The sequence below is a fragment of the Clostridium sp. LBM24168 genome (genome assembly GCF_052953915.1).
The window spans coordinates 2,131,517-2,148,729 of record NZ_CP196861.1; the positions used below are offsets into that span (position 1 = coordinate 2,131,517).

Sequence of the window (17,213 nt, forward strand, 5' to 3'; positions counted from 1 at the left end):
CCCTCTTATAAAAATATACAGTAATCATACCATATACTTAAAATTAGTCAAGTGAATTGATGTTAAATTAAAAATAATTAAAGTTACTTATCGCCATACAGACTCTCCCATTTCACGATATCCTCAAGTATCTCCTCACGCCTCCTGTAAGCAGTGCTTCTAACACCCCCATACATTTCAGCAGCTATCCATCCGAAGCCTTTGTCCAGCTTATATTTATAAGTAATAAAATCCATCATTTCCTTTGACAGTGGAGGGACTGTCAGTACTTTTTTCAATGGAGCTACATTTCTCTTTAGCTGTCTTATTCGGGCCCTGTTTCTGCGGAGTTTGCCACTTACATACTCCAATTCATTCTCAAGTTTCTCAATTTCCCGTATAATGCCCTTCTCTGCCACTCCTTCACCTGTAGGACTCGTCTGTACTCTCTCACTAAAACTAGGGCTCATATGGCTGTCTGCACTAACATGGACATTGCAGTGTTCTATATCCCACTGGATACTTTCTTCCTGGTCCTGAAGATCTCTACAGTCTATTTCTAGAAGCTCTATCTCTTTAAGATCTCTAAAATAGCCATATAACTGCCCTTCTGTCTTTTTAAATATCTCTTTGTCTAACACAACGGTCCCTCCCACCTATTTATTACTTATGCCTATAAAAAACTTTCCTGTATGTTTTCTTTCTTGGTTTCAATATCTGCATTATTTTCAATCTTATCTATTCTCTCTTTAAGTGACTTCCTGTGTTTCTCCGAAGTGCTGTATTTCAAAGCAAGCTTCAAGCTCTCAAGTTTAGTTAACTCCTGCATTCCTATCCTTCCTCTCCATATACAAAACGCCGTACGCCGCGTCTCCTGCCAAATCCTCTATGTGGTATCTCTTCTCGAATTTCTTAATAATCCTAACCTTTTGCCTGAAGTTTTTATACGGTACTGCAATTATTTTAATTTGAGTTTTCTCCAGCATTTCACCACCTACTTTTTAAATTTTTCCATGTATTATAAATTGAATTCTGTACATCATATTTATATAAGGTTATTGATGTATCTATTTCACTAAGTATTTTAAGTTCTACATAGCCTAAAATATCTTACTCAAAGTACATTGATATTTACCTTTATGCTGGGGATGATGAGTCCCCAGTGTTTAATTTCCTTAATGGTTCCTATACCAAATAACATTGTGCCAAGGATTTCACCCCTTGGCCTTTTTGCTTTTTGCAATATTTTTGTATTGCTTACTATCTATTTTTTTATAAGTGGTTTATTTGTCCACCATCTTTGTTTTGTACATTCACCTTCTAGCCATCTAGCAGCTCCCATTCCTTTAACTTCCTTTTGAAATTCTCTTACCTCTTGCCTTGGATGATCTGGAAATTCAAGAAGTAGAGTTAAAGAATCTAATGCCCTTTCCTGTGTTCCAAAATAGCATTCATAGTTAGTCATATTTTATTCCTTCTTTCAAATTCACCATAATTTCATTTTAAGAACTAACTCCATCCTTCCTGGCTCTATCCTGCCATTTAACTTTTTCTCCCATAAGCTTGGCAACCTTCTTGAAATCCCTTTCCAGTTCCGCATCCTCAATTTCCTTTTCTAGCATGGCAATTCTCTGCTTGTAGAACTTCTCCATTAACATGGTCCTATATCCCCCTTTTCAAAACGTTCTTCTAAGCTTTTCATATCAATAGTTATTTCCCCAGTTTTTTCATCCATATCTACATTAATGCCATCCTTCTTAAAATCATCTGCCAGTTTTCTACTTCTTTCCATGTGTTCTTTAAATCTTTGTCTCATAGATTTATTTTTATTACTCATATTCCATCCCCTCCCTATAAATTTCATCCAGGGCACAGCATAAGCCATGCCCCAAAATTACTATGAAATTATCTTAACTTCCTGAACATCTTTCAATTGTTCCTCCAGATACTTCTTAATTCTGCTCATGGCTTCATTTCTCCATGCCCCTCCATCTGCTTCATAAAGTGCTGCTGCAGGTCCCGATTGCATCCTGAATATAAACTTGCTTTCTGGCTGCTCTATTTCAGGAAATGTCCTATATGGTGCCAGAATTACCGGATTAGGGACAACCACATTGTTCACACTTGCTACCCCGGTTTTTATAGTTGCTGCCTGGCTTACTCCATCATCACCGACCTGCTTTACAGCTGAATCTTTTATGTTTCCAACTACTTTTAATAACAATGCTCTGTCTTTGTTATCTATAAAACTGCTCTGCAGCATGATATTAAACTCTTCTGGATCTGTAAATCCATTAAAATAAATGTTATTCGGAAGCAATGCTTTAACAGATATATAATTTTCTCGGTCCATATCATCTCTAAGTTCAGAATAAAATTCCACTCTTTCAGGACTAACAACATGTATCAAATTTTGTCCACTGTATTTTTTATCTATTCCTGATTTAATATAATCTACCAAAGCTGTAAGTGTAGTAACTGTTAATGCTGCAGGTGTAGGATCTTGTACTCTGTAAACCTGATTCGTAGTAAAGTTCTTTCCGTCAATATCCAAAATCTTAGTCTCTCCCAGGCCTACCAAATACTCCAATGCTTCTTTTTCTGTATAATTACTCATTTTTACATTCCTCCATATATTCTTATTTTATTATTTGACTATCTTCAACCCATCTTGTGTCTTGTCTGCTTTTTTCTCGTCTTTGGTATTTTCCTTATTGGCAATTATTTCTCCGGTTTCAAGGTCTACTTTCATTGCTTGCTGTCCGGATACCTGCTTCTTAAATTCACTTGCTATAACCTCACCCTCTAAATTTCTGTCAAGTAAAAACTTGGTATGGACTGAAAGCTTTGGTGCAAGCTTTACTTTTGCCAGTACATCACACTCAATAATTTCTCTGTCCTCCTTTGTGCTGAATGTAAGATCTAAAGTAACTTTTCTCTTATCCTTCCAATTCGTATTCTCGTCTGCTATGTTGTCCATTACTTCTCCTATAGCTTGCCTTGCCCTCTCTGCAAATGCCCCTCCTGCCAGTGTTTCAAAATTTATTTGCTTCGACATAACAATTCCTCCTTATCTATTTGATTCAGTTTCACAACCACTTGAGGTTGCTCACTGTAGAATTTATTTACCGTTAAACTTACAATCTGCTTATCATCCAGATAAGCTATTGAATTGAGTGCATCACATATAATCTTTGCCACGTTGTCCAAGTCTGGTTTTTTATCTGGAAGCAACTCATTATTTAACATCTGCTGACGTTTTTTATTACTTGTACTCTTTGGTATTCTATAAAACGCTGTGATATCAACACGTATATATCCTTCAAGCATTGGAAGCTTGTTGGTAACATAAAGCTCTTTTACATATGTCTCATAGTTCAAAGTCTTCTCCGGCGTGTGTGCTGATTTTGTCCATCTGTTAAACTTTGGTCTCTGTTTTCCCATTGGCTCTCCTGGAACTATTAACTCTATTGGATTATTCATGCTTTCTCCTTCTCTTTTATCTCCTTCAGTATTTCATCTAATCGCCTATGACTATGAGATTTTAACTCAAAATACTGGTATATATCTTTGGATAGTCTCATATAAAATCCCTCAAAACCAATCTCATTTTTATATTCTTCATTTTCTCCAGATATATCTCCAGGAGCTTCAGCACTTAAATATACCTGGCCACCCATAGTCTTAGTAACAAACATGTACTTAGCTCCACCGTATGTCCTTGCAATATTCCTTAGATATTTAATCAATGGAATTTGAAGTATTATCTGGCTCATGCATGTACCCCTTATCTATTCCTAAGTTCATCCAGGCATTTCTTGCATACGCTCTTTCCCTTCCACTTCACAACGTCTTTCGCTTCCCCGCAGAATACGCACGCCGGGCTGTATTTCTTAAGGATTATCTGGTCTCCGTCAACCAGTATCTCAAGTGGTGTACCTTCCTCAATATCCATGGTTTTTCTAAGCTCCATTGGTATTACAATCCTTCCCAGCTCGTCTACTTTTCTTACAATCCCTGTACTCTTCATTTTATTTTCCTCCTCAAATTTTAATAAATTTCCTCATTCTGTAATTGTACCTGGCTCCTTTAAACACCGTTATATTCCCCTCGCATGGTTCAAGTATTCTTCCTGCAAGCGCATCACCAAGCTCGGTAAGTATACCCAAGGTGCATTCGGTGCTTATGATTGTCGGCAGATTATTGAAATACCTGTAATTTATAATCGGCATTATATGCTTTATGTCAGTATCGCTTAACTTTGCTTTATTCCCGTATCTGTCTTTTATCAGCTGTCCATTTGTAACCTTGTCCTTGAAAAGATCATCTATAATCAATACTTTTGCCCTCTGGTACCTGCCTAAAAGCTTCATGTAGTATTCATCATCATTCACGTTTGCTTTTAGCTGACGCATGGCTTCAAGATAAGGCATATAAACCACCTGGACAGGATTCTTTTTATTCAAGAGTGCTGCACCTATAGCAATAACTATATGGCTTTTTCCTGCTCCAGGCTGTCCGAAAAGCCCGAAACTATTCTTTTCGGTACTCTTGATGTTTTCAAAGTCCTGTATATAAGCTATGGCTTTTTTCTTAGCTTCTCTTGTCATATTGTCATAAGGCCTGTAATCATCCAAGGTCTTTACCGTAGCAGGATTTACCCCGAAGTTTTTCCATAGCCTTATCACATGCTCTTTTTCATAACAGCTGCACCTTTTGTATCCTACATCTGTTTGCATCCACCCAGTGTCCTGGCATATAGGGCATTTATACATATGGCTATCCTCCGAACTTTGAGAAATCGTATGGACTTGGCCCAATATCCTGTTCAGTGCTTCCATCATCCTCAACTCCCTTTTTCTCGGTTACCCAATTTTTTAATATTTTCTCCATATATCCCTTGATAAATCTGTTTTTATTGCATACTGTAACCTTCAGTGCTTCCCTTGCACGTGCATATCCATAGGTACCTATGAAAACCCTTAAAGATGCCAGATGTGCAGTTATACTTTCACCTGGTTTCAGAGTTTCATAATACTTGCAAAGTTCTGTTGCTTTTCCCGAGAGAGAGTTTCCGTTGTCGGAAACTTCTTTTTCTCTACTCTCTCTTTTACTCTTCTTTACTTTACTTTCCTTTACTTTACTTTGGGGATTAATGTCTGCATTAACTACCTCATTATCAGAGTTAATGTTAACAATAACTAAGTTTTTGTATACATTAATGGTTTCATCATCCAAAAGCAGGTATTCTTTGTATATTTTTACCTTTTGTCTCCTACCCACTGCCTCCATATAGCGCTTTTGAATACCCTTGGAGGTAAGTACTTTATAGGTTTCAAAGGCATTTTTATCGAATAATTCCCACTTAACACAATCATTAATGATTACATTAATTGAGTTAATGTCGACATTAACCCTCTTTGAAAAGAGTAATTGCTGTTTTTCAGTCCACTCATAGAAGTAACCGTGCTTATAAATCTTCATTAATAATTTGATTACCACACCGAAACCAACTAAACCATGTTGTGCTTCTATAAGTGCAACTTTATCATCTTGATCCATATCTACATCTAAAGGGAAATATTCCAATCCTTCTTTTTGAGGTCTAGCCAATGTAATCACCTTCTCCCATAGCTCAATACTCCTTAAAATAATTCTATTTCCAGATCTCTATCGGCTACATGAGTAGGTACTCCTGTTAGCCTCTCAATCTCTTCTTTAAACCTTTTTTCATCACTGTTACCCGCACTCAAGTGCAGTAATGTAATATCTCTGACACTTTTTAAGTCTGTTTCTTCCATGAACTTCTCCACATTTTCAAGGTTAAAGTGTGACTTCAGGAGTCTTCCTGCAAGAACTGGATGCACTAAGTTTTTATCAATATTATCCTGGAGAATATCCATACTGTAGTTGCATTCAATCATAATGTGGTTCAGTCCAGTAAACTTATATTGGCAGTAATAGCTGTCTGTTATAAACAAAAGTTTTCCCATATCTTTATGCTGTATTAAGAATCCTAAAGGCTCTGTAGCATCATGTTCAATTTCAAAGGGCAATATAGTAAAATCTCCTATTTTAAATTGATGCTCGGATTTAATCACCTTTGTATGGTAATTATGAAAAACCAGTAATTTTTCATACGTTCCTTCACTTGAATAAACATCTACTGCATTGTTCAACAGGTCAATTATGGCCTTACTATGATCTTTATGCTCGTGGCTGACCAAACACCCGACAATATTACTTAAATTAAAATTCAGGCCCTTCTGGATTGTTTTATATGGCAGTCCGCATTCAAGTACGAGTATTTCTTTTTCATTCTGGAGAAAGTAGCAGTTCCCACTGCTGCCACTCCCCAATACTTTAAGCTTCATTAGAATCCTGGTCCTTCCATTTCAGTTTGATGTTCCTGTATTTTCTCTGTATTTTTAGCTCCAAGTTCATCTGTAGGCTCTACATCAATTACCTTTGGATTTTCATGTTTTTCCTCAGGAACATTTATATCCAGAGGCTTTTTATTTGCCTTATCTTTTATTTCTTCTTTAATCTCATATTCAACATTGCCGACCATATCTTTTTCATCATAGGTCTTATCCGTATTGTTAAAAGCTTCAATCAGAATATCACTGTCATCAGAGGTATTTGCATACATTTTGCAAGCTCTGTTTATCACCGTTTTCTTGGCCATCTCGTCAGTAAAATTATTGTGAGCAGTGGATTTCCCACTTTTATAGGCAATACCCTGTCCCCATGCTTTTTTAATCTGATTTATGTTCATTACCTCGGTATGAATAGGGCCATTCTCTCCAATCACTACTGCAAAAGCACCTTTGATTTTCGTGATATCTATATTCTCAAACTTTGGATTGAATTTGCTGATTTTGAGTGTTGCCGTATCAATATCATATGTCTGCTCAAATTCATCGCCTTCATATATGCAGTAAGCTTTCACATCCTTAATACCTTTCAATCTTTTAGTTACTGCCACAGTTCCCATGTAACTTCTCATAAGTTGAAGCTGATTCCCGTAAGCTACAAAATAGCACTGCTTTTTAGCTGGAGTAAGTCCTTGCAGACACATATCATACAATGAACCTATTATTGAATTCTTAGTACACACATCTAACGCTAATTTTCCACTTTTATCTTTGATTTCCTGAAGCTGCAGCCATGCACTGTTAAGTGCATTTGCCACAGAATAGTTCTTTGGGAAAGCTATATCATTGTTCTTCCTCAGCTCATTTATTTTCTCTGTTACCTGATTTAAAGCTTCCTCTTTAGCCAAGGTTAAAGCCGTATTTTCACTTGACATTTATATCATCCTCCTTAAATTAGCTTGCCATTTCTGCCTGTTCTGCTGATGTATCTGCATCATTTTCTATTCTTAAATTTTTATCCTTGCTGCTTACTACAAGATTTACTATCTGGCTTCCTGTATCTATAAGTTTTGTGGTACTTTCCCTGTTGTCTATAAATATTGGTGCTGTAATTCCATAGTGCTTGGAAAGTGTGTTTATGATATCTATACCGGCATTAATCCTGGCACCTGAGTTCAAGTTTGTACTAAACGGTACCCCATCAACCAGAGGTTCACAGTCCTCTTCTATGCCGCCATTGACTTGTGCTTTAAAGAACCTGAACTTTACATATTTGAACTTTGAATTGATGCTTGATTCCACCAATTTAACCTTGGTTTTTATAAATTCGTCGCACATGAAATCCTGTTTGTCCAGGTCATTAATCTGCTGTGCCAGTTGCTTTTCTTTATCCTGAAGTTCTTGAATCCTGATATTGGTCTTATTATTAATTTCCCTATAGGATAGATCCCTGTTGACCTCTTCAAGTTCCTCTTGAACCTTATTTTTTCTTTCCTTAAGATCTGTTATCTGAGAATTTATATCTATCGGCTTTGACAATTCTTTTTCAAGCTGCTCCACTTGTTTCAGCACTTCCTGATACCCTGCATTGCTGTCGAGGTTTATATCTATTTTGAAATTATCAAATTTGCTTTGAAGTTCAGCTTTTTCGGTATTGAGAGCTTCAAGTTTATCATTTGCATTTTTGATGGCCGATTCATTTCCAGCTGCCCTCTTCTGGAATTTTTTAAGCTCCGCGGATTTTCTTTTGCCTTCACTCTTTATACTTTTGAGTATTTCAGCTTTATTCTGCCTAAAATTTCCTTCAAGCTCCTGCCTGTGGCCTTCGATATCTTCTTCATCAAAAGGCCTTTTGCATAGGGGACAAACTTTTGCATTCTCCGGAAGCTCAAATACTTTTTCATTTTCCTCATACCACTTGTCTCTTAAATCTTTAGTGCTGCTTTCCAGAGTCTTAATCATTTTAAGATTATTGTTTTTCTCAGCTTCAAGGGACCTTATATCAAATTTGAGTTCTGCAATCTGTCCATTTAAACTGGTTATCTCCTGTGCTATTTCATCTTTTCCACTTTCAGCTTTTTGAATTTCTTCACGTTCAATGTCCTTGAGTTTTGATTTAAGTCCATATAATTTATCATTTTTCATGAACAGTTCATCATCTATTTTGGTTTTATCCATGAGCTGCTCTTCCAAACTCTTTATTCCTGCAACTATTCCACGTTTTCTAAAATCCAGGGCATCAAAATCAATATCATCCTTTATGGTCATATTAAGCTCATCAACTCTTGCAGGGATCGACTCCTTGTCCTTGATTAATTTCTTCCTTGAAGCATTTATGCTTTTTTTCAGATCCTCTATACTTTTATTTACAAGCAGCTCTTTCAGGGGCTTTAAACTTTCCTTGGAATCAATGACATTTTCATCCGTTATCTCACCTATCATGTCCATAAGTACCTTTTTTCTATCCTGCCATTTCATATTCATGGAGAAATATAATGGATTGGTTACAAGCTTGAAAATGTCCTCCTGGATAATCTCATTGATCTTTTTCTTGTACTCTCCCTGTTTTTTAGGAACATCATCAATGTAATAATTTGTGGTTACACCTTTAAGCTCTGATTCAGGCTGACCTTTTGACTTAACCCATTTCTCCTTTAAAACCTTCTTCAATACTGTTTTTACTCCATCTATTTCAAGTACTGCCTCAACCTCTGTCTCAAGCATGTGAATTACATTATTATTTTTATCCAACGGTTGTACATCAAACTTGCTTTTGTCCTGGCTGTCCTTGTCAAACAGCAGCCATGTGAACGCATCAAATATACTTGTCTTTCCTGTGGCGTTGTCTCCGTAGACATTAGTTTCCTTTCCAAAATCTATTGCAAGATCCTTGATACCCTTAAAGTTCTTGAGTATCAGCTTCTCTAAAAATATTGACTTACTCATATTCAACCTCCCATATTTGATTTTTCTCCCGTTCCAATGTAAAATGGAACTAACGAATTTTTATTTAATTTGTCCCTTTTAAAAAGGGATCTTTTTTTATCTAAGTAAATTTTTGATTTGTTTATCTGTAGCAACATCAATAGTACATATGGTCTGTCCAGTTTTCATATCATATATCTCATCATCATCCAAATCATATTTAGCTTTTCTTACAGCTTCGTGAGCCGTATACCCATCAAAATAAAGTCTTAATGCTTCATCACATTGTCTTAACACTTTCAAACTCCTTTTAGCAATAGCTAACATCTGCTGCAGGCTGGTCCTTTTGTTGAATTTAACTCTGTTCTCCCTTATATCATCTGTGGTAATCTGTAATATTTCTTTGAATTCTTGATCTGACACCTTGATACCAGCATTCCTAAACATCTGTCTAATCATATTCCCATCTCCTTTCTCTTCCTGCAGATAGTTGACTGCATAGGATTCATCTTTAAACCATAACAATCAGCAATTTCTTTCCAAGCTACACCTCCCTCTCTAAGCCTAATTACGTCCTGAACATCTTCTCTAGTCCAGCTAAACTTTGGTTTCTTTTTAAACCCATCACCATTCTCCAAGTAATTATCCAGCCATTTAAATGCAGTTTCTGGAGGGCACTGCTTCTCCACCGCAATCCAAAGTGCCACTAGATTTTCAAATACCATCTTCTCCCTCCTAATACCAATTCCCATTTCCTAAAAGATGCAACCAATCGCCATCATTCAAAGTTACCTTCAGATACATTTTTACTCTCTGAACTTTTATGGGTGCGTGCTTTTCTGGTTCTTCCCACATGCTGTAGAAGTTTCTGCAAAAATTACAAAAGACTTGTTTCTCTGCAGCAGCCAGCTTGCTGTAGCCTTTCACTTTAACAGCATCAAACATTTAATCATCTCCCTTTATAAACCATTTGCCGTATAGAAGTTCTTGAAGTGAAACGGGGTCTGCGCTCTTGCGGGTATCACATATTTTTGAAAATCCCGATCCGTCATTGACTATATGGTATTCAGTTTTGAAGTCTCCTAGTTCGCATATAATTGTTTTTCCATCTTCAGATGCCTTAAGAGCTTCTTTCACACTTGCTGGCTCATTCACCAGTCTGAACTTGCTGCCAATTGAAAAATTCGATAATATAAGTTCTCCTGCTTCATCTACGAGACAGCCGTATTCGTCTAAAGCAACAACAAATCCCTTATCTGTCTTGTAGTTTTCTCCAACGTACTTAAATTTCAAGCTTGGATTCCTTCTAAATTTCTCAATCATCTGATCCAATGTGTACTCATTCATGCTTTTTCCTCCTCTTTGATTTTTCTCTAAGTAATTTGTAAACTGCCTCCATGTGTATATGTCTGTCCTTCTCATTGGTGTCATGCTGTATTTGCCACTCTAAGGCCTTGATTTGTTCATCCAGTTTGGTGCTGTCCTCTGGCGGAATTACTTTTAGCATTTATATTGCCGCCTCCTTGTTAAATAATTTCTTGAACTTATTTACAAAATAAAGTTGCCCTTTGCCTGTTACCTTTGGTGTAGAAGATATTGTTACATGGCCATCACTATGTCCTATTGAAGTTTCCTTTACCTTAAAAAGTCCCAAATCCATGGATTTTTGTGTTGGCATATTGTAATCAGTGCCTTTCCTATTGATTAAGTACCCGTTTTCCCTAAGCCATTCAAACAGCCTATTCTGCCCTATATCTATTCCATTCTGCTTGAGTATTTTGGCAAGTTGCCCAACCAGAATTGTTGTAGTGGATGCCTGGACACTGTCTGCAAATAGAACCTTTGGTTCCTGCTGCTCCAGCTTATTGTTAAGGTCTAAAACTGTATTCTTATATTCAAGTATTTTCATATCGGCCATCTTTAAAGCTCTGGCCATAACCGCCTCTGGACTGTTCCATTTCTTCTCAAGGTCGAGGAAATATTTCCTTGCTATTTTCCCCTTTTCGGTTTTCTGCAGCATACATAATTCTTTTGCCATATCAATTGTTATTTCATAATCCTGTGTCGGTCTGCCACCTTTGGGTTTTTCGGAATTATCCGATAAACTCCTGAAATCAACACTTTCAGTAAATCCATATCCTTTATATTGATTAAACCAATCTGTGAAATGGTTATACGGCCTGTCTAAAAACTCCCATAATTGCCTTGCGCTTGTTGTTTGTCTCTCAAAATTTACTTTTATCAAGTTACTCAACTTCATCCCTCCTTTATAAAACTCTCTTTTCTTTTGAAATTTTATCCAGCCATTCATCCAGCAACTTTTTATTTATAAGGCACTTAGTGCCAACTTTAAATCTTGGAAAATCTGAATTAAGATTGTGGGCCAATTCCATAATTTTGTCACGCCCAATTCCACTGTACTTAACACAGCTATCTATGGTAAGAGTGGCTTTTTCTTCATTTCCTTTTTCGTTCATGACTTCACTTAAGGCTTCCTTAATAGCATCTTTGATAATGGCCTTGAAGTTTTCATTTTCAGTCGACATTTCCATAAATAGTTCCTCCTTTTTACTCAGATTTTTGTTTTGAAAATTTAAAAGTATAAATTGCTTCAAGTATATCGTCAACTTCTTTACAAATTCTTTTGAAGTCGCATGCTTCTCCTTCTGACACTTTTCCATCAGAACCAATTTCCATAAGTAGATCTTCACGATCGATATAATCCTTGATTTCTGTGTGTAGCCTTAATATTGATGCTGGTAAATCCTTAATTTCTATATTGGGTAGATATTTCTGACCAACTTCAGCACTTGTCTTTAGATGTTGATATGCAAGATACTGTGTGTTGTAAATTTCTATCATCTTGATAACTATATGGTCTGGCGGTATTCTCCTGCTGCCTTCATAAGCTCTTAGGCTTTCAACACATATATCCATTAACTCTGATGCTTTTTCTTGGGTAAAACCTGCACTTTCACGTGCTATTTGGTAGATATTCCTGCACTCTTTGTCCATTCAAATCACTTCCTTTTGCTAGTAGAATTAAATTATTAAAGTCAAACAACATTTTTCGTTTCTTCTGGCTCGATTAACTTGTTTATTGGGACTTCTAGGGCCTGAGATATTTTTATTAATATATTTGTAGATGGATTCTCTCTATCTCCGGTTTCTAATAATGCTATATAAGCAGGTGTTACTTTTGCTCTTTCTGCTAGTTCTCGTTGTGACAAGTTTTTTTGAGCTCTATATTTTTTAATGTTATTTTTTAGGTTCATCTTTAAGTGCACCTCCTAACTTTAATTACATTATACTTACTTCAAGTTAGCATGTCAATATAAATATTTACTTTTAGTTAGTATTTATATTAATTGCATTGTTTACATACAGAAAAATTAATAAAATAATCTTAAGGGTGCTAACTAATAGAAAGCAGGTATATTATGAATGATATTGAGTTTATTGCTAAAAGAATAACCGAATTAAGATTAAGTAAAAGTATTTCTAGCAGAAAACTGAGTCTTGACTTAGGATTGTCAAATTCATACATAACTCAAATTGAAAACGGAAATAAGCTTCCATCTTTAGATAATTTATTTAAAATATGCAACTACTTTGGAATAAGCATTGGGGAGTTTTTTAATCTTCCATCAGCTTCTCCTGAAATTAGATCTCTGGTTGATACTGCCAAGGATTTAACACCTTCACAACTTGAAGCTCTTAAAACATTCATAGATAGCCTCAAAGAAGGGAGGTGATTTTAATGAATAACATAGACAGCAACTTTGGATGTTATGACGCTGATTGCGAATGTATTAATATTTGTGACTCTTTAAGTGGTGCATATAAACTTTGCCAAAAAGGAGCACTTACGGCAGTTAAAAGATGTTCACCAGCTGAGAAAAATCAAATGTTACTACTTAATAAAATCAGCAACCAGTTGGACAAGTTACTTAAAAATCAGAATGCTTAGTCTTTTTAGTAATTCGTTCATACATTTTTTGATATTGAACAATACATTGAATTAAATAATCTACAAAACAGCTATCTTGAAGATTCACGCTTAAATCAATTGTTACAGGCTGTGCTTGAACTTGCCTTTCAAGTGCAGCTACTCGTTGTTCCAGTTGTTTAATTCGTTGCTCTGCATCCATCACACGACCTCCTTTACTGGTAGATTAGATTAGGGGATTAAACTACTTGCTTTTGATTAAAATAAGTTCTGTTTATATTCCCCTTATTGGGGATTTCGAGATTAAAAAAAATTTCTTCTATAGACAAATTAAAAAATTTTGATATTTTTTTAGCTTCATCTAGTGTGAATTTTCTTTCACCTTTTTCTTTCCTTGAGTATGCATTTGGGGAATTATACCCTAACAGCTTAGACATCTGTAATAATGTAATCTTTTTATTAGTTCTAAGCTTTTTTAAATTATCATACATAATTTTTTGCACCTCCTTATTCCCCATTTTGTCTACTTGTTAAATATATTATATATCCCCGTAATGGGAATGTCAACATAAAATTATCCATTTAGGGGAATTTTATATTTAATTATTGATTTCCCGTATTGGGCATATATAATATAATTAAAGAAAGGAGCATTAAATATGTTTTCCGTAAGATTAAAAGAACTTAGACTAAAAAAGGGGCTAACCCAAAAAGAATTAGCTGAAAAACTTAATATGCAAAATACTGCCATCTCAAAATATGAGTTAAACGAGAGAAAACCGGATATTGATACATTAAATCAATTAGCTAATTTTTTTAATGTCTCTGCAGATTATCTTTTGGGTAATGCAGATACAAGGGAACCTGAAATAGAAATAAATATTCCAAAAGAATACACAGATAAATATAAAGTAACTTCTCGTGATAAAAAACAATATTTAGAGCATATGAAAAAGGCTAATGAAGCTTTCTTTATGAATGATGAATTTGACGAGGAGGATAAAAAAGAAATTTTAGATACCATGAGTGAAATATTCTGGAAGGCTAAGGCAATGAATAAAAGAAAACCTAAAGAGGATAAGTAGGTGATCTAGTGATAAATATTCATGCAAGAGTTAAACATTTAATCCAAAAGTACGGTACGAGAAATCCTGAAAAACTGGCTAAAGAATTGGGAATTACGATTATAAAAAGGCCTTACAAAAAAACTATGGGCTTTTTTAAAAAAGAATTTGGGAAAAAATTTATTGTAGTAAATTCAAATTTACAAGAATTTGTACAAAGACTTGTTATAGCTCACGAATTGGGACATGCTTTGTTACATTGCAGCAATCAAACTGTATTTATACACGAATATACTCTCTTCCCTAGGGGCAAGGTTGAAATACAAGCCAATAAGTTCGCGGCTGAACTTTTAATTAATGAAAAAGATATTGATAAATGTTACTTAGAGAATATGTCACTAGACCAGTTAGCTTGTTATTATGGAGTTCCTAAACAGCTGGTTAAATATAAATTCAAGAAATAAGGTGGTTCATATGGGTTTATTCAAAAATAAAGAAGCTTTAGCTCTAGAACAAGAAATAATCAATTTGAAATCCGAGTTTGAAAAGATAAAACTAGAATATCATAAAGAGGAAATTAAATATTTTGGCCTAAAAGCTAAAATGTCAAAATTAGACAATGAAATTAAAACTAAAAAAGAATATATAAAATCACTGGATTATGCAATTGAATTAAAAACTAAAAGAAGCCATGAACTTAAAGGGAAATTAGACAAAAAAGAACTAAAAATGAAAAAGAAATTTAGATAATATTATTATCATATTCCCAAATAAAGCTCATTATAATGGAGGCAGTCATTTATGAAAAAGAAGTGGTATTTACAAACTTGGTTTATTGCAATAATGTTTGCTTTCTGGTTCTTTATAATACCAGGAATTATAGGAATTATTCTGTTAATTTTAAGCATAAAACAGGATAAATTAATTAAGGAAGATCAAGAATCCTTACTTTCACAAATTGAAAAATTGAAGAGTGAATCATTAACTGGTAAAAAAGAAAAACTGGAAAAAATTAATGTTGAAATTAACAACTCAAAAGAAAAACTAAAAAACATAAATGAAGAATTAAATACTATCACAGAACAATTTAATAAAAGTAAAAGTGAGAATAGTAAACTTTCTTCTGATAATGAATTATTATTAAAACAAAATGAAGAATTATTGCTAAATGTGCATGAATTAAATTCAGAATTAGCTGAACAACATACTTTGATTAATAAAAACAAAGAATCTATTGAACTAGCTAAAGAGTTAGCTTCTAAAAAAGAAAAAGTCGAGCATGAACTTCAAGAAAAGCAAGAAGAATTATCTGTTAAGAAAGAAGAAATTTCACATGAATTAGAAGAAAAACAAAAAGAATTAATTGTATTAGATGATGAACTTTTATTTCAATCAGTTGGGCTATATACTCCTCAATATAATTTAACCAGTTCTACAGCCTATAAAGCTAAACTTAATGAAATAAGAGCTTCACAAAAACAAATGATAAAGAATAAAACAGCAATATCCTTTTATGATGGATGGGTAGTAGAAGATAGCGTTTCAAAAGGCAGAGCAATGACCAACGACAATATAAAACTTATATTACGTTCTTTTAATAATGAATGTGAAGCCGCTATATCAAAAGTAAAATTTAGCAATGTTGAAAGCATGAAAAAAAGAATTAATAAATCATTTGAAACCTTGAACAAATTAGGGGAAAGAATGAAAGTATCAATAGAACCTGAATATTTAAATCTAAAAATTGAAGAGTTAGAACTTGCTTATGAATATGAAGTTAAAAAACAGGAAGAAAAAGAGGAACAATTAGAAATACGTGAACGAATGCGTGAAGAGGCTAAAGCACTTAAGGAAATAGAAAACACTAAAAAGAAAATTGAAAAAGAAGAGCATCATTTTCAAAATGCTATTAAAGATATCAACGAGCAATTATCTACAGCCAACCAAGATGAAAAATCTAAATTACTAGATAAATTAAACACATTTACGGTGTCATTAAATCAATTAGAAAAAGATAAAGAAGATATAGCTAATAGAGAGAAAAATACCCGTGCTGGCTATGTGTACATAATTTCTAATATTGGTTCTTTTGGTGAAAATGTATATAAAATTGGAATGACTAGAAGACTGGAACCAAATGAAAGAGTTAGAGAATTAGGTGATGCTTCAGTACCATTTAAATTTGATATACATGCCATGATTTTCAGTGAAGATGCACCTGCACTAGAAAATGCATTACATAAAAAATTTGATGATAGACGTGTCAATAAAATAAATACTAGAAAGGAATTTTTTAAAGTTTCTTTAAAAGAAATCGAAGATGAAGTAAAGAAAAACTTCAATGAAGTTGTTGAATTTACTAAAATTGCTGAAGCAGCTGAATATAGGCAAAGTTTAAGAATAGAACGTGATAATAATCAAGGATCAGTAGCTTCTTAAAAATTAATCAGTATAAATCCACCAGATCCAGATTATACTAAAATATAGAAAGGAATGAATATAATGTCTGATACGGATAAAATATTAAAACAACTTTTGAAAGGCCAGGAACAATTTCAAAAATCACAGGAGAAAATTTTAAAAACTCAAGAACAATTTCAAAAATCTCAAGATAAGATGCAGGATAATATGAGTAGAATGCAAGAAGATATAAGTTTAATCAAAACCCAGCAGAAAGAGCATGGTGAAATATTATCCTCACTTAAATCTGCTTCTGAATTTCATAAAGCTGACATTGACAATTTAACACACCAAGTCGCAGAGGTTCAAGGTACAGTTAAAAATCTATCTGATAAAATGGATAAAAATTTCTCTGACTTGAACGAAACAAATAAATCCCTCCTTGAGATGTACGGTGCCCATGAAGTTGAAATAAGAACCTTAAGACGTAAACCAGTTTAAAATATAACTAATAGGAGT

34 protein-coding genes are annotated in these 17,213 nt (G+C 34.3%); 7 read left to right on the forward strand and 27 right to left on the reverse strand.

Annotation, left to right across the window (positions count from 1 at the left end):
- Window positions 1–83: 83 nt before the first annotated feature.
- The 25 genes from ACSVC9_RS10530 to ACSVC9_RS10650 all read right to left on the reverse strand — a co-directional run bounded on the left by ACSVC9_RS10530 (window position 84) and on the right by ACSVC9_RS10650 (window position 12,556).
- On the reverse strand, window positions 84–620 hold the full coding sequence (locus tag ACSVC9_RS10530) for a transcriptional regulator (RefSeq protein WP_446897450.1): 537 nt from the start codon (window positions 618–620) through the stop codon (window positions 84–86).
- A gap of 32 nt (window positions 621–652) precedes the next feature.
- Window positions 653–808 carry a hypothetical protein gene (locus ACSVC9_RS10535; protein ID WP_446897451.1) on the reverse strand — a complete coding sequence of 52 codons (156 nt, stop codon included), beginning with the start codon at window positions 806–808 and terminating at the stop codon, window positions 653–655.
- Window positions 792–965 (reverse strand): hypothetical protein, encoded by a 174-nt coding sequence (locus ACSVC9_RS10540; RefSeq protein WP_446897452.1) that lies wholly within the window; start codon window positions 963–965, stop codon window positions 792–794. Before ACSVC9_RS10540 ends, ACSVC9_RS10535 begins: the two co-directional genes overlap by 17 nt.
- Window positions 966–1,243: 278 nt before the next feature.
- Window positions 1,244–1,444, reverse strand: coding sequence for a hypothetical protein (locus ACSVC9_RS10545; RefSeq protein WP_446897453.1), 201 nt, complete (start codon window positions 1,442–1,444; stop codon window positions 1,244–1,246).
- Between the two features lie 37 nt (window positions 1,445–1,481).
- Window positions 1,482–1,637, reverse strand: coding sequence for a hypothetical protein (locus ACSVC9_RS10550; RefSeq protein WP_446897454.1), 156 nt, complete (start codon window positions 1,635–1,637; stop codon window positions 1,482–1,484).
- Entirely contained in the window at window positions 1,631–1,816 is a 186-nt protein-coding gene (locus ACSVC9_RS10555) for a hypothetical protein (protein ID WP_446897455.1), read from the reverse strand. The genes ACSVC9_RS10550 and ACSVC9_RS10555 overlap by 7 nt, the downstream gene beginning before the upstream one ends.
- Before the next feature lie 60 nt (window positions 1,817–1,876).
- Window positions 1,877–2,596: a hypothetical protein gene (locus ACSVC9_RS10560; protein ID WP_446897456.1), complete on the reverse strand. Its 720-nt coding sequence runs from the start codon at window positions 2,594–2,596 to the stop codon at window positions 1,877–1,879.
- Window positions 2,597–2,626: 30 nt separating this feature from the next.
- Complete coding sequence (locus tag ACSVC9_RS10565) at window positions 2,627–3,037, reverse strand: replication terminator protein (protein WP_446897457.1); 411 nt, start codon at window positions 3,035–3,037, stop codon at window positions 2,627–2,629.
- Complete coding sequence (locus ACSVC9_RS10570; protein WP_446897458.1) at window positions 3,022–3,462, reverse strand: RusA family crossover junction endodeoxyribonuclease; 441 nt, start codon at window positions 3,460–3,462, stop codon at window positions 3,022–3,024. Before ACSVC9_RS10570 ends, ACSVC9_RS10565 begins: the two co-directional genes overlap by 16 nt.
- The gene (locus ACSVC9_RS10575; RefSeq protein WP_446897459.1) at window positions 3,459–3,755 is read right to left on the reverse strand and encodes a hypothetical protein; all 297 of its coding nucleotides are present in this window, start codon (window positions 3,753–3,755) and stop codon (window positions 3,459–3,461) included. Before ACSVC9_RS10575 ends, ACSVC9_RS10570 begins: the two co-directional genes overlap by 4 nt.
- Before the next feature lie 11 nt (window positions 3,756–3,766).
- Window positions 3,767–4,009, reverse strand: coding sequence for an AbrB/MazE/SpoVT family DNA-binding domain-containing protein (locus ACSVC9_RS10580; protein ID WP_446897460.1), 243 nt, complete (start codon window positions 4,007–4,009; stop codon window positions 3,767–3,769).
- 13 nt (window positions 4,010–4,022) lie between these two features.
- Entirely contained in the window at window positions 4,023–4,754 is a 732-nt protein-coding gene (locus tag ACSVC9_RS10585) for an ATP-binding protein (protein ID WP_446897461.1), read from the reverse strand.
- A 4-nt stretch (window positions 4,755–4,758) separates the two neighbouring features.
- Window positions 4,759–5,592, reverse strand: coding sequence for a DUF4373 domain-containing protein (locus tag ACSVC9_RS10590; RefSeq protein WP_446897462.1), 834 nt, complete (start codon window positions 5,590–5,592; stop codon window positions 4,759–4,761).
- A gap of 32 nt (window positions 5,593–5,624) precedes the next feature.
- Window positions 5,625–6,353: an MBL fold metallo-hydrolase gene (locus ACSVC9_RS10595; RefSeq protein WP_446897463.1), complete on the reverse strand. Its 729-nt coding sequence runs from the start codon at window positions 6,351–6,353 to the stop codon at window positions 5,625–5,627.
- On the reverse strand, window positions 6,353–7,291 hold the full coding sequence (locus tag ACSVC9_RS10600; protein WP_446897464.1) for a recombinase RecT: 939 nt from the start codon (window positions 7,289–7,291) through the stop codon (window positions 6,353–6,355). Before ACSVC9_RS10600 ends, ACSVC9_RS10595 begins: the two co-directional genes overlap by 1 nt.
- Window positions 7,292–7,310: 19 nt before the next feature.
- The gene (locus ACSVC9_RS10605) at window positions 7,311–9,302 is read right to left on the reverse strand and encodes a DUF2813 domain-containing protein (RefSeq protein ID WP_446897465.1); all 1,992 of its coding nucleotides are present in this window, start codon (window positions 9,300–9,302) and stop codon (window positions 7,311–7,313) included.
- Between the two features lie 96 nt (window positions 9,303–9,398).
- Window positions 9,399–9,740 (reverse strand): hypothetical protein, encoded by a 342-nt coding sequence (locus ACSVC9_RS10610; protein ID WP_446897466.1) that lies wholly within the window; start codon window positions 9,738–9,740, stop codon window positions 9,399–9,401.
- Window positions 9,737–10,006 (reverse strand): hypothetical protein, encoded by a 270-nt coding sequence (locus ACSVC9_RS10615; protein WP_446897467.1) that lies wholly within the window; start codon window positions 10,004–10,006, stop codon window positions 9,737–9,739. The genes ACSVC9_RS10610 and ACSVC9_RS10615 overlap by 4 nt, the downstream gene beginning before the upstream one ends.
- Before the next feature lie 10 nt (window positions 10,007–10,016).
- A complete protein-coding gene (locus ACSVC9_RS10620; RefSeq protein ID WP_446897468.1) occupies window positions 10,017–10,226 on the reverse strand; it encodes a hypothetical protein in 210 nt (69 codons plus the stop codon).
- Window positions 10,227–10,628, reverse strand: a complete 402-nt coding sequence (locus ACSVC9_RS10625) for a hypothetical protein (protein ID WP_446897469.1) — start codon at window positions 10,626–10,628, stop codon at window positions 10,227–10,229.
- The gene (locus ACSVC9_RS10630; protein WP_446897470.1) at window positions 10,621–10,788 is read right to left on the reverse strand and encodes a hypothetical protein; all 168 of its coding nucleotides are present in this window, start codon (window positions 10,786–10,788) and stop codon (window positions 10,621–10,623) included. Before ACSVC9_RS10630 ends, ACSVC9_RS10625 begins: the two co-directional genes overlap by 8 nt.
- On the reverse strand, window positions 10,789–11,541 hold the full coding sequence (locus ACSVC9_RS10635) for a phage antirepressor KilAC domain-containing protein (protein WP_446897471.1): 753 nt from the start codon (window positions 11,539–11,541) through the stop codon (window positions 10,789–10,791).
- Between the two features lie 7 nt (window positions 11,542–11,548).
- Window positions 11,549–11,833 (reverse strand): excisionase, encoded by a 285-nt coding sequence (locus tag ACSVC9_RS10640; protein WP_446897472.1) that lies wholly within the window; start codon window positions 11,831–11,833, stop codon window positions 11,549–11,551.
- A gap of 16 nt (window positions 11,834–11,849) precedes the next feature.
- A complete protein-coding gene (locus ACSVC9_RS10645) occupies window positions 11,850–12,296 on the reverse strand; it encodes a helix-turn-helix domain-containing protein (RefSeq protein WP_446897473.1) in 447 nt (148 codons plus the stop codon).
- 41 nt (window positions 12,297–12,337) lie between these two features.
- A complete protein-coding gene (locus ACSVC9_RS10650) occupies window positions 12,338–12,556 on the reverse strand; it encodes a helix-turn-helix transcriptional regulator (protein ID WP_446897474.1) in 219 nt (72 codons plus the stop codon).
- Window positions 12,557–12,721: 165 nt separating this feature from the next.
- On the opposite strand from ACSVC9_RS10650, the gene ACSVC9_RS10655 reads away from it, so the two are divergent.
- Together ACSVC9_RS10655 and ACSVC9_RS10660 are read left to right on the forward strand one after the other, a co-directional pair.
- Window positions 12,722–13,036, forward strand: a complete 315-nt coding sequence (locus ACSVC9_RS10655) for a helix-turn-helix domain-containing protein (protein ID WP_446897475.1) — start codon at window positions 12,722–12,724, stop codon at window positions 13,034–13,036.
- Window positions 13,037–13,041: 5 nt separating this feature from the next.
- Window positions 13,042–13,251: a hypothetical protein gene (locus ACSVC9_RS10660; protein ID WP_446897476.1), complete on the forward strand. Its 210-nt coding sequence runs from the start codon at window positions 13,042–13,044 to the stop codon at window positions 13,249–13,251.
- Here ACSVC9_RS10660 and ACSVC9_RS10665 read toward each other — a convergent pair.
- Together ACSVC9_RS10665 and ACSVC9_RS10670 are read right to left on the reverse strand one after the other, a co-directional pair.
- On the reverse strand, window positions 13,232–13,432 hold the full coding sequence (locus tag ACSVC9_RS10665; RefSeq protein WP_446897477.1) for a hypothetical protein: 201 nt from the start codon (window positions 13,430–13,432) through the stop codon (window positions 13,232–13,234). The genes ACSVC9_RS10660 and ACSVC9_RS10665 overlap by 20 nt on opposite strands.
- Before the next feature lie 37 nt (window positions 13,433–13,469).
- Window positions 13,470–13,721 (reverse strand): helix-turn-helix transcriptional regulator, encoded by a 252-nt coding sequence (locus tag ACSVC9_RS10670; RefSeq protein ID WP_446897478.1) that lies wholly within the window; start codon window positions 13,719–13,721, stop codon window positions 13,470–13,472.
- Window positions 13,722–13,889: 168 nt separating this feature from the next.
- Here ACSVC9_RS10670 and ACSVC9_RS10675 point away from each other — a divergent pair, with 168 nt between their 5' ends.
- From ACSVC9_RS10675 to ACSVC9_RS10695, 5 genes are all read left to right on the forward strand, one after another.
- Window positions 13,890–14,315 carry a helix-turn-helix domain-containing protein gene (locus ACSVC9_RS10675; RefSeq protein ID WP_446897479.1) on the forward strand — a complete coding sequence of 142 codons (426 nt, stop codon included), beginning with the start codon at window positions 13,890–13,892 and terminating at the stop codon, window positions 14,313–14,315.
- Between the two features lie 8 nt (window positions 14,316–14,323).
- Complete coding sequence (locus ACSVC9_RS10680; RefSeq protein WP_446897480.1) at window positions 14,324–14,758, forward strand: ImmA/IrrE family metallo-endopeptidase; 435 nt, start codon at window positions 14,324–14,326, stop codon at window positions 14,756–14,758.
- Window positions 14,759–14,768: 10 nt separating this feature from the next.
- Window positions 14,769–15,044, forward strand: a complete 276-nt coding sequence (locus ACSVC9_RS10685) for a hypothetical protein (RefSeq protein ID WP_446897481.1) — start codon at window positions 14,769–14,771, stop codon at window positions 15,042–15,044.
- A 51-nt stretch (window positions 15,045–15,095) separates the two neighbouring features.
- A complete protein-coding gene (locus tag ACSVC9_RS10690) occupies window positions 15,096–16,733 on the forward strand; it encodes a DUF4041 domain-containing protein (protein WP_446897482.1) in 1,638 nt (545 codons plus the stop codon).
- A gap of 63 nt (window positions 16,734–16,796) precedes the next feature.
- Entirely contained in the window at window positions 16,797–17,195 is a 399-nt protein-coding gene (locus ACSVC9_RS10695; protein ID WP_446897483.1) for a hypothetical protein, read from the forward strand.
- Window positions 17,196–17,213: the final 18 nt, after the last annotated feature.

Bases quoted from the DNA above. Each gene is read 5' to 3' on its own strand.
- ACSVC9_RS10625 (WP_446897469.1), bottom strand. From the start codon at position 10,628: ATGAATGAGTACACATTGGATCAGATGATTGAGAAATTTAGAAGGAAT.
- ACSVC9_RS10610 (WP_446897466.1), bottom strand. From the start codon at position 9,740: ATGATTAGACAGATGTTTAGGAATGCTGGTATCAAGGTGTCAGATCAA.
- ACSVC9_RS10675 (WP_446897479.1), top strand. From the start codon at position 13,890: ATGTTTTCCGTAAGATTAAAAGAACTTAGACTAAAAAAGGGGCTAACC.
- ACSVC9_RS10585 (WP_446897461.1), bottom strand. From the start codon at position 4,754: ATGTATAAATGCCCTATATGCCAGGACACTGGGTGGATGCAAACAGAT.
- ACSVC9_RS10630 (WP_446897470.1), bottom strand. From the start codon at position 10,788: ATGCTAAAAGTAATTCCGCCAGAGGACAGCACCAAACTGGATGAACAA.
- ACSVC9_RS10655 (WP_446897475.1), top strand. From the start codon at position 12,722: ATGAATGATATTGAGTTTATTGCTAAAAGAATAACCGAATTAAGATTA.
- ACSVC9_RS10650 (WP_446897474.1), bottom strand. From the start codon at position 12,556: ATGAACCTAAAAAATAACATTAAAAAATATAGAGCTCAAAAAAACTTG.
- ACSVC9_RS10605 (WP_446897465.1), bottom strand. From the start codon at position 9,302: ATGAGTAAGTCAATATTTTTAGAGAAGCTGATACTCAAGAACTTTAAG.
- ACSVC9_RS10535 (WP_446897451.1), bottom strand. From the start codon at position 808: ATGCAGGAGTTAACTAAACTTGAGAGCTTGAAGCTTGCTTTGAAATAC.
- ACSVC9_RS10665 (WP_446897477.1), bottom strand. From the start codon at position 13,432: ATGGATGCAGAGCAACGAATTAAACAACTGGAACAACGAGTAGCTGCA.
- ACSVC9_RS10615 (WP_446897467.1), bottom strand. From the start codon at position 10,006: ATGGTATTTGAAAATCTAGTGGCACTTTGGATTGCGGTGGAGAAGCAG.
- ACSVC9_RS10660 (WP_446897476.1), top strand. From the start codon at position 13,042: ATGAATAACATAGACAGCAACTTTGGATGTTATGACGCTGATTGCGAA.
- ACSVC9_RS10550 (WP_446897454.1), bottom strand. From the start codon at position 1,637: ATGTTAATGGAGAAGTTCTACAAGCAGAGAATTGCCATGCTAGAAAAG.
- ACSVC9_RS10580 (WP_446897460.1), bottom strand. From the start codon at position 4,009: ATGAAGAGTACAGGGATTGTAAGAAAAGTAGACGAGCTGGGAAGGATT.
- ACSVC9_RS10575 (WP_446897459.1), bottom strand. From the start codon at position 3,755: ATGAGCCAGATAATACTTCAAATTCCATTGATTAAATATCTAAGGAAT.
- ACSVC9_RS10620 (WP_446897468.1), bottom strand. From the start codon at position 10,226: ATGTTTGATGCTGTTAAAGTGAAAGGCTACAGCAAGCTGGCTGCTGCA.
- ACSVC9_RS10555 (WP_446897455.1), bottom strand. From the start codon at position 1,816: ATGAGTAATAAAAATAAATCTATGAGACAAAGATTTAAAGAACACATG.
- ACSVC9_RS10565 (WP_446897457.1), bottom strand. From the start codon at position 3,037: ATGTCGAAGCAAATAAATTTTGAAACACTGGCAGGAGGGGCATTTGCA.
- ACSVC9_RS10685 (WP_446897481.1), top strand. From the start codon at position 14,769: ATGGGTTTATTCAAAAATAAAGAAGCTTTAGCTCTAGAACAAGAAATA.
- ACSVC9_RS10670 (WP_446897478.1), bottom strand. From the start codon at position 13,721: ATGTATGATAATTTAAAAAAGCTTAGAACTAATAAAAAGATTACATTA.
- ACSVC9_RS10540 (WP_446897452.1), bottom strand. From the start codon at position 965: ATGCTGGAGAAAACTCAAATTAAAATAATTGCAGTACCGTATAAAAAC.
- ACSVC9_RS10560 (WP_446897456.1), bottom strand. From the start codon at position 2,596: ATGAGTAATTATACAGAAAAAGAAGCATTGGAGTATTTGGTAGGCCTG.
- ACSVC9_RS10645 (WP_446897473.1), bottom strand. From the start codon at position 12,296: ATGGACAAAGAGTGCAGGAATATCTACCAAATAGCACGTGAAAGTGCA.
- ACSVC9_RS10545 (WP_446897453.1), bottom strand. From the start codon at position 1,444: ATGACTAACTATGAATGCTATTTTGGAACACAGGAAAGGGCATTAGAT.
- ACSVC9_RS10595 (WP_446897463.1), bottom strand. From the start codon at position 6,353: ATGAAGCTTAAAGTATTGGGGAGTGGCAGCAGTGGGAACTGCTACTTT.
- ACSVC9_RS10600 (WP_446897464.1), bottom strand. From the start codon at position 7,291: ATGTCAAGTGAAAATACGGCTTTAACCTTGGCTAAAGAGGAAGCTTTA.
- ACSVC9_RS10635 (WP_446897471.1), bottom strand. From the start codon at position 11,541: ATGAAGTTGAGTAACTTGATAAAAGTAAATTTTGAGAGACAAACAACA.
- ACSVC9_RS10695 (WP_446897483.1), top strand. From the start codon at position 16,797: ATGTCTGATACGGATAAAATATTAAAACAACTTTTGAAAGGCCAGGAA.
- ACSVC9_RS10640 (WP_446897472.1), bottom strand. From the start codon at position 11,833: ATGGAAATGTCGACTGAAAATGAAAACTTCAAGGCCATTATCAAAGAT.
- ACSVC9_RS10570 (WP_446897458.1), bottom strand. From the start codon at position 3,462: ATGAATAATCCAATAGAGTTAATAGTTCCAGGAGAGCCAATGGGAAAA.
- ACSVC9_RS10690 (WP_446897482.1), top strand. From the start codon at position 15,096: ATGAAAAAGAAGTGGTATTTACAAACTTGGTTTATTGCAATAATGTTT.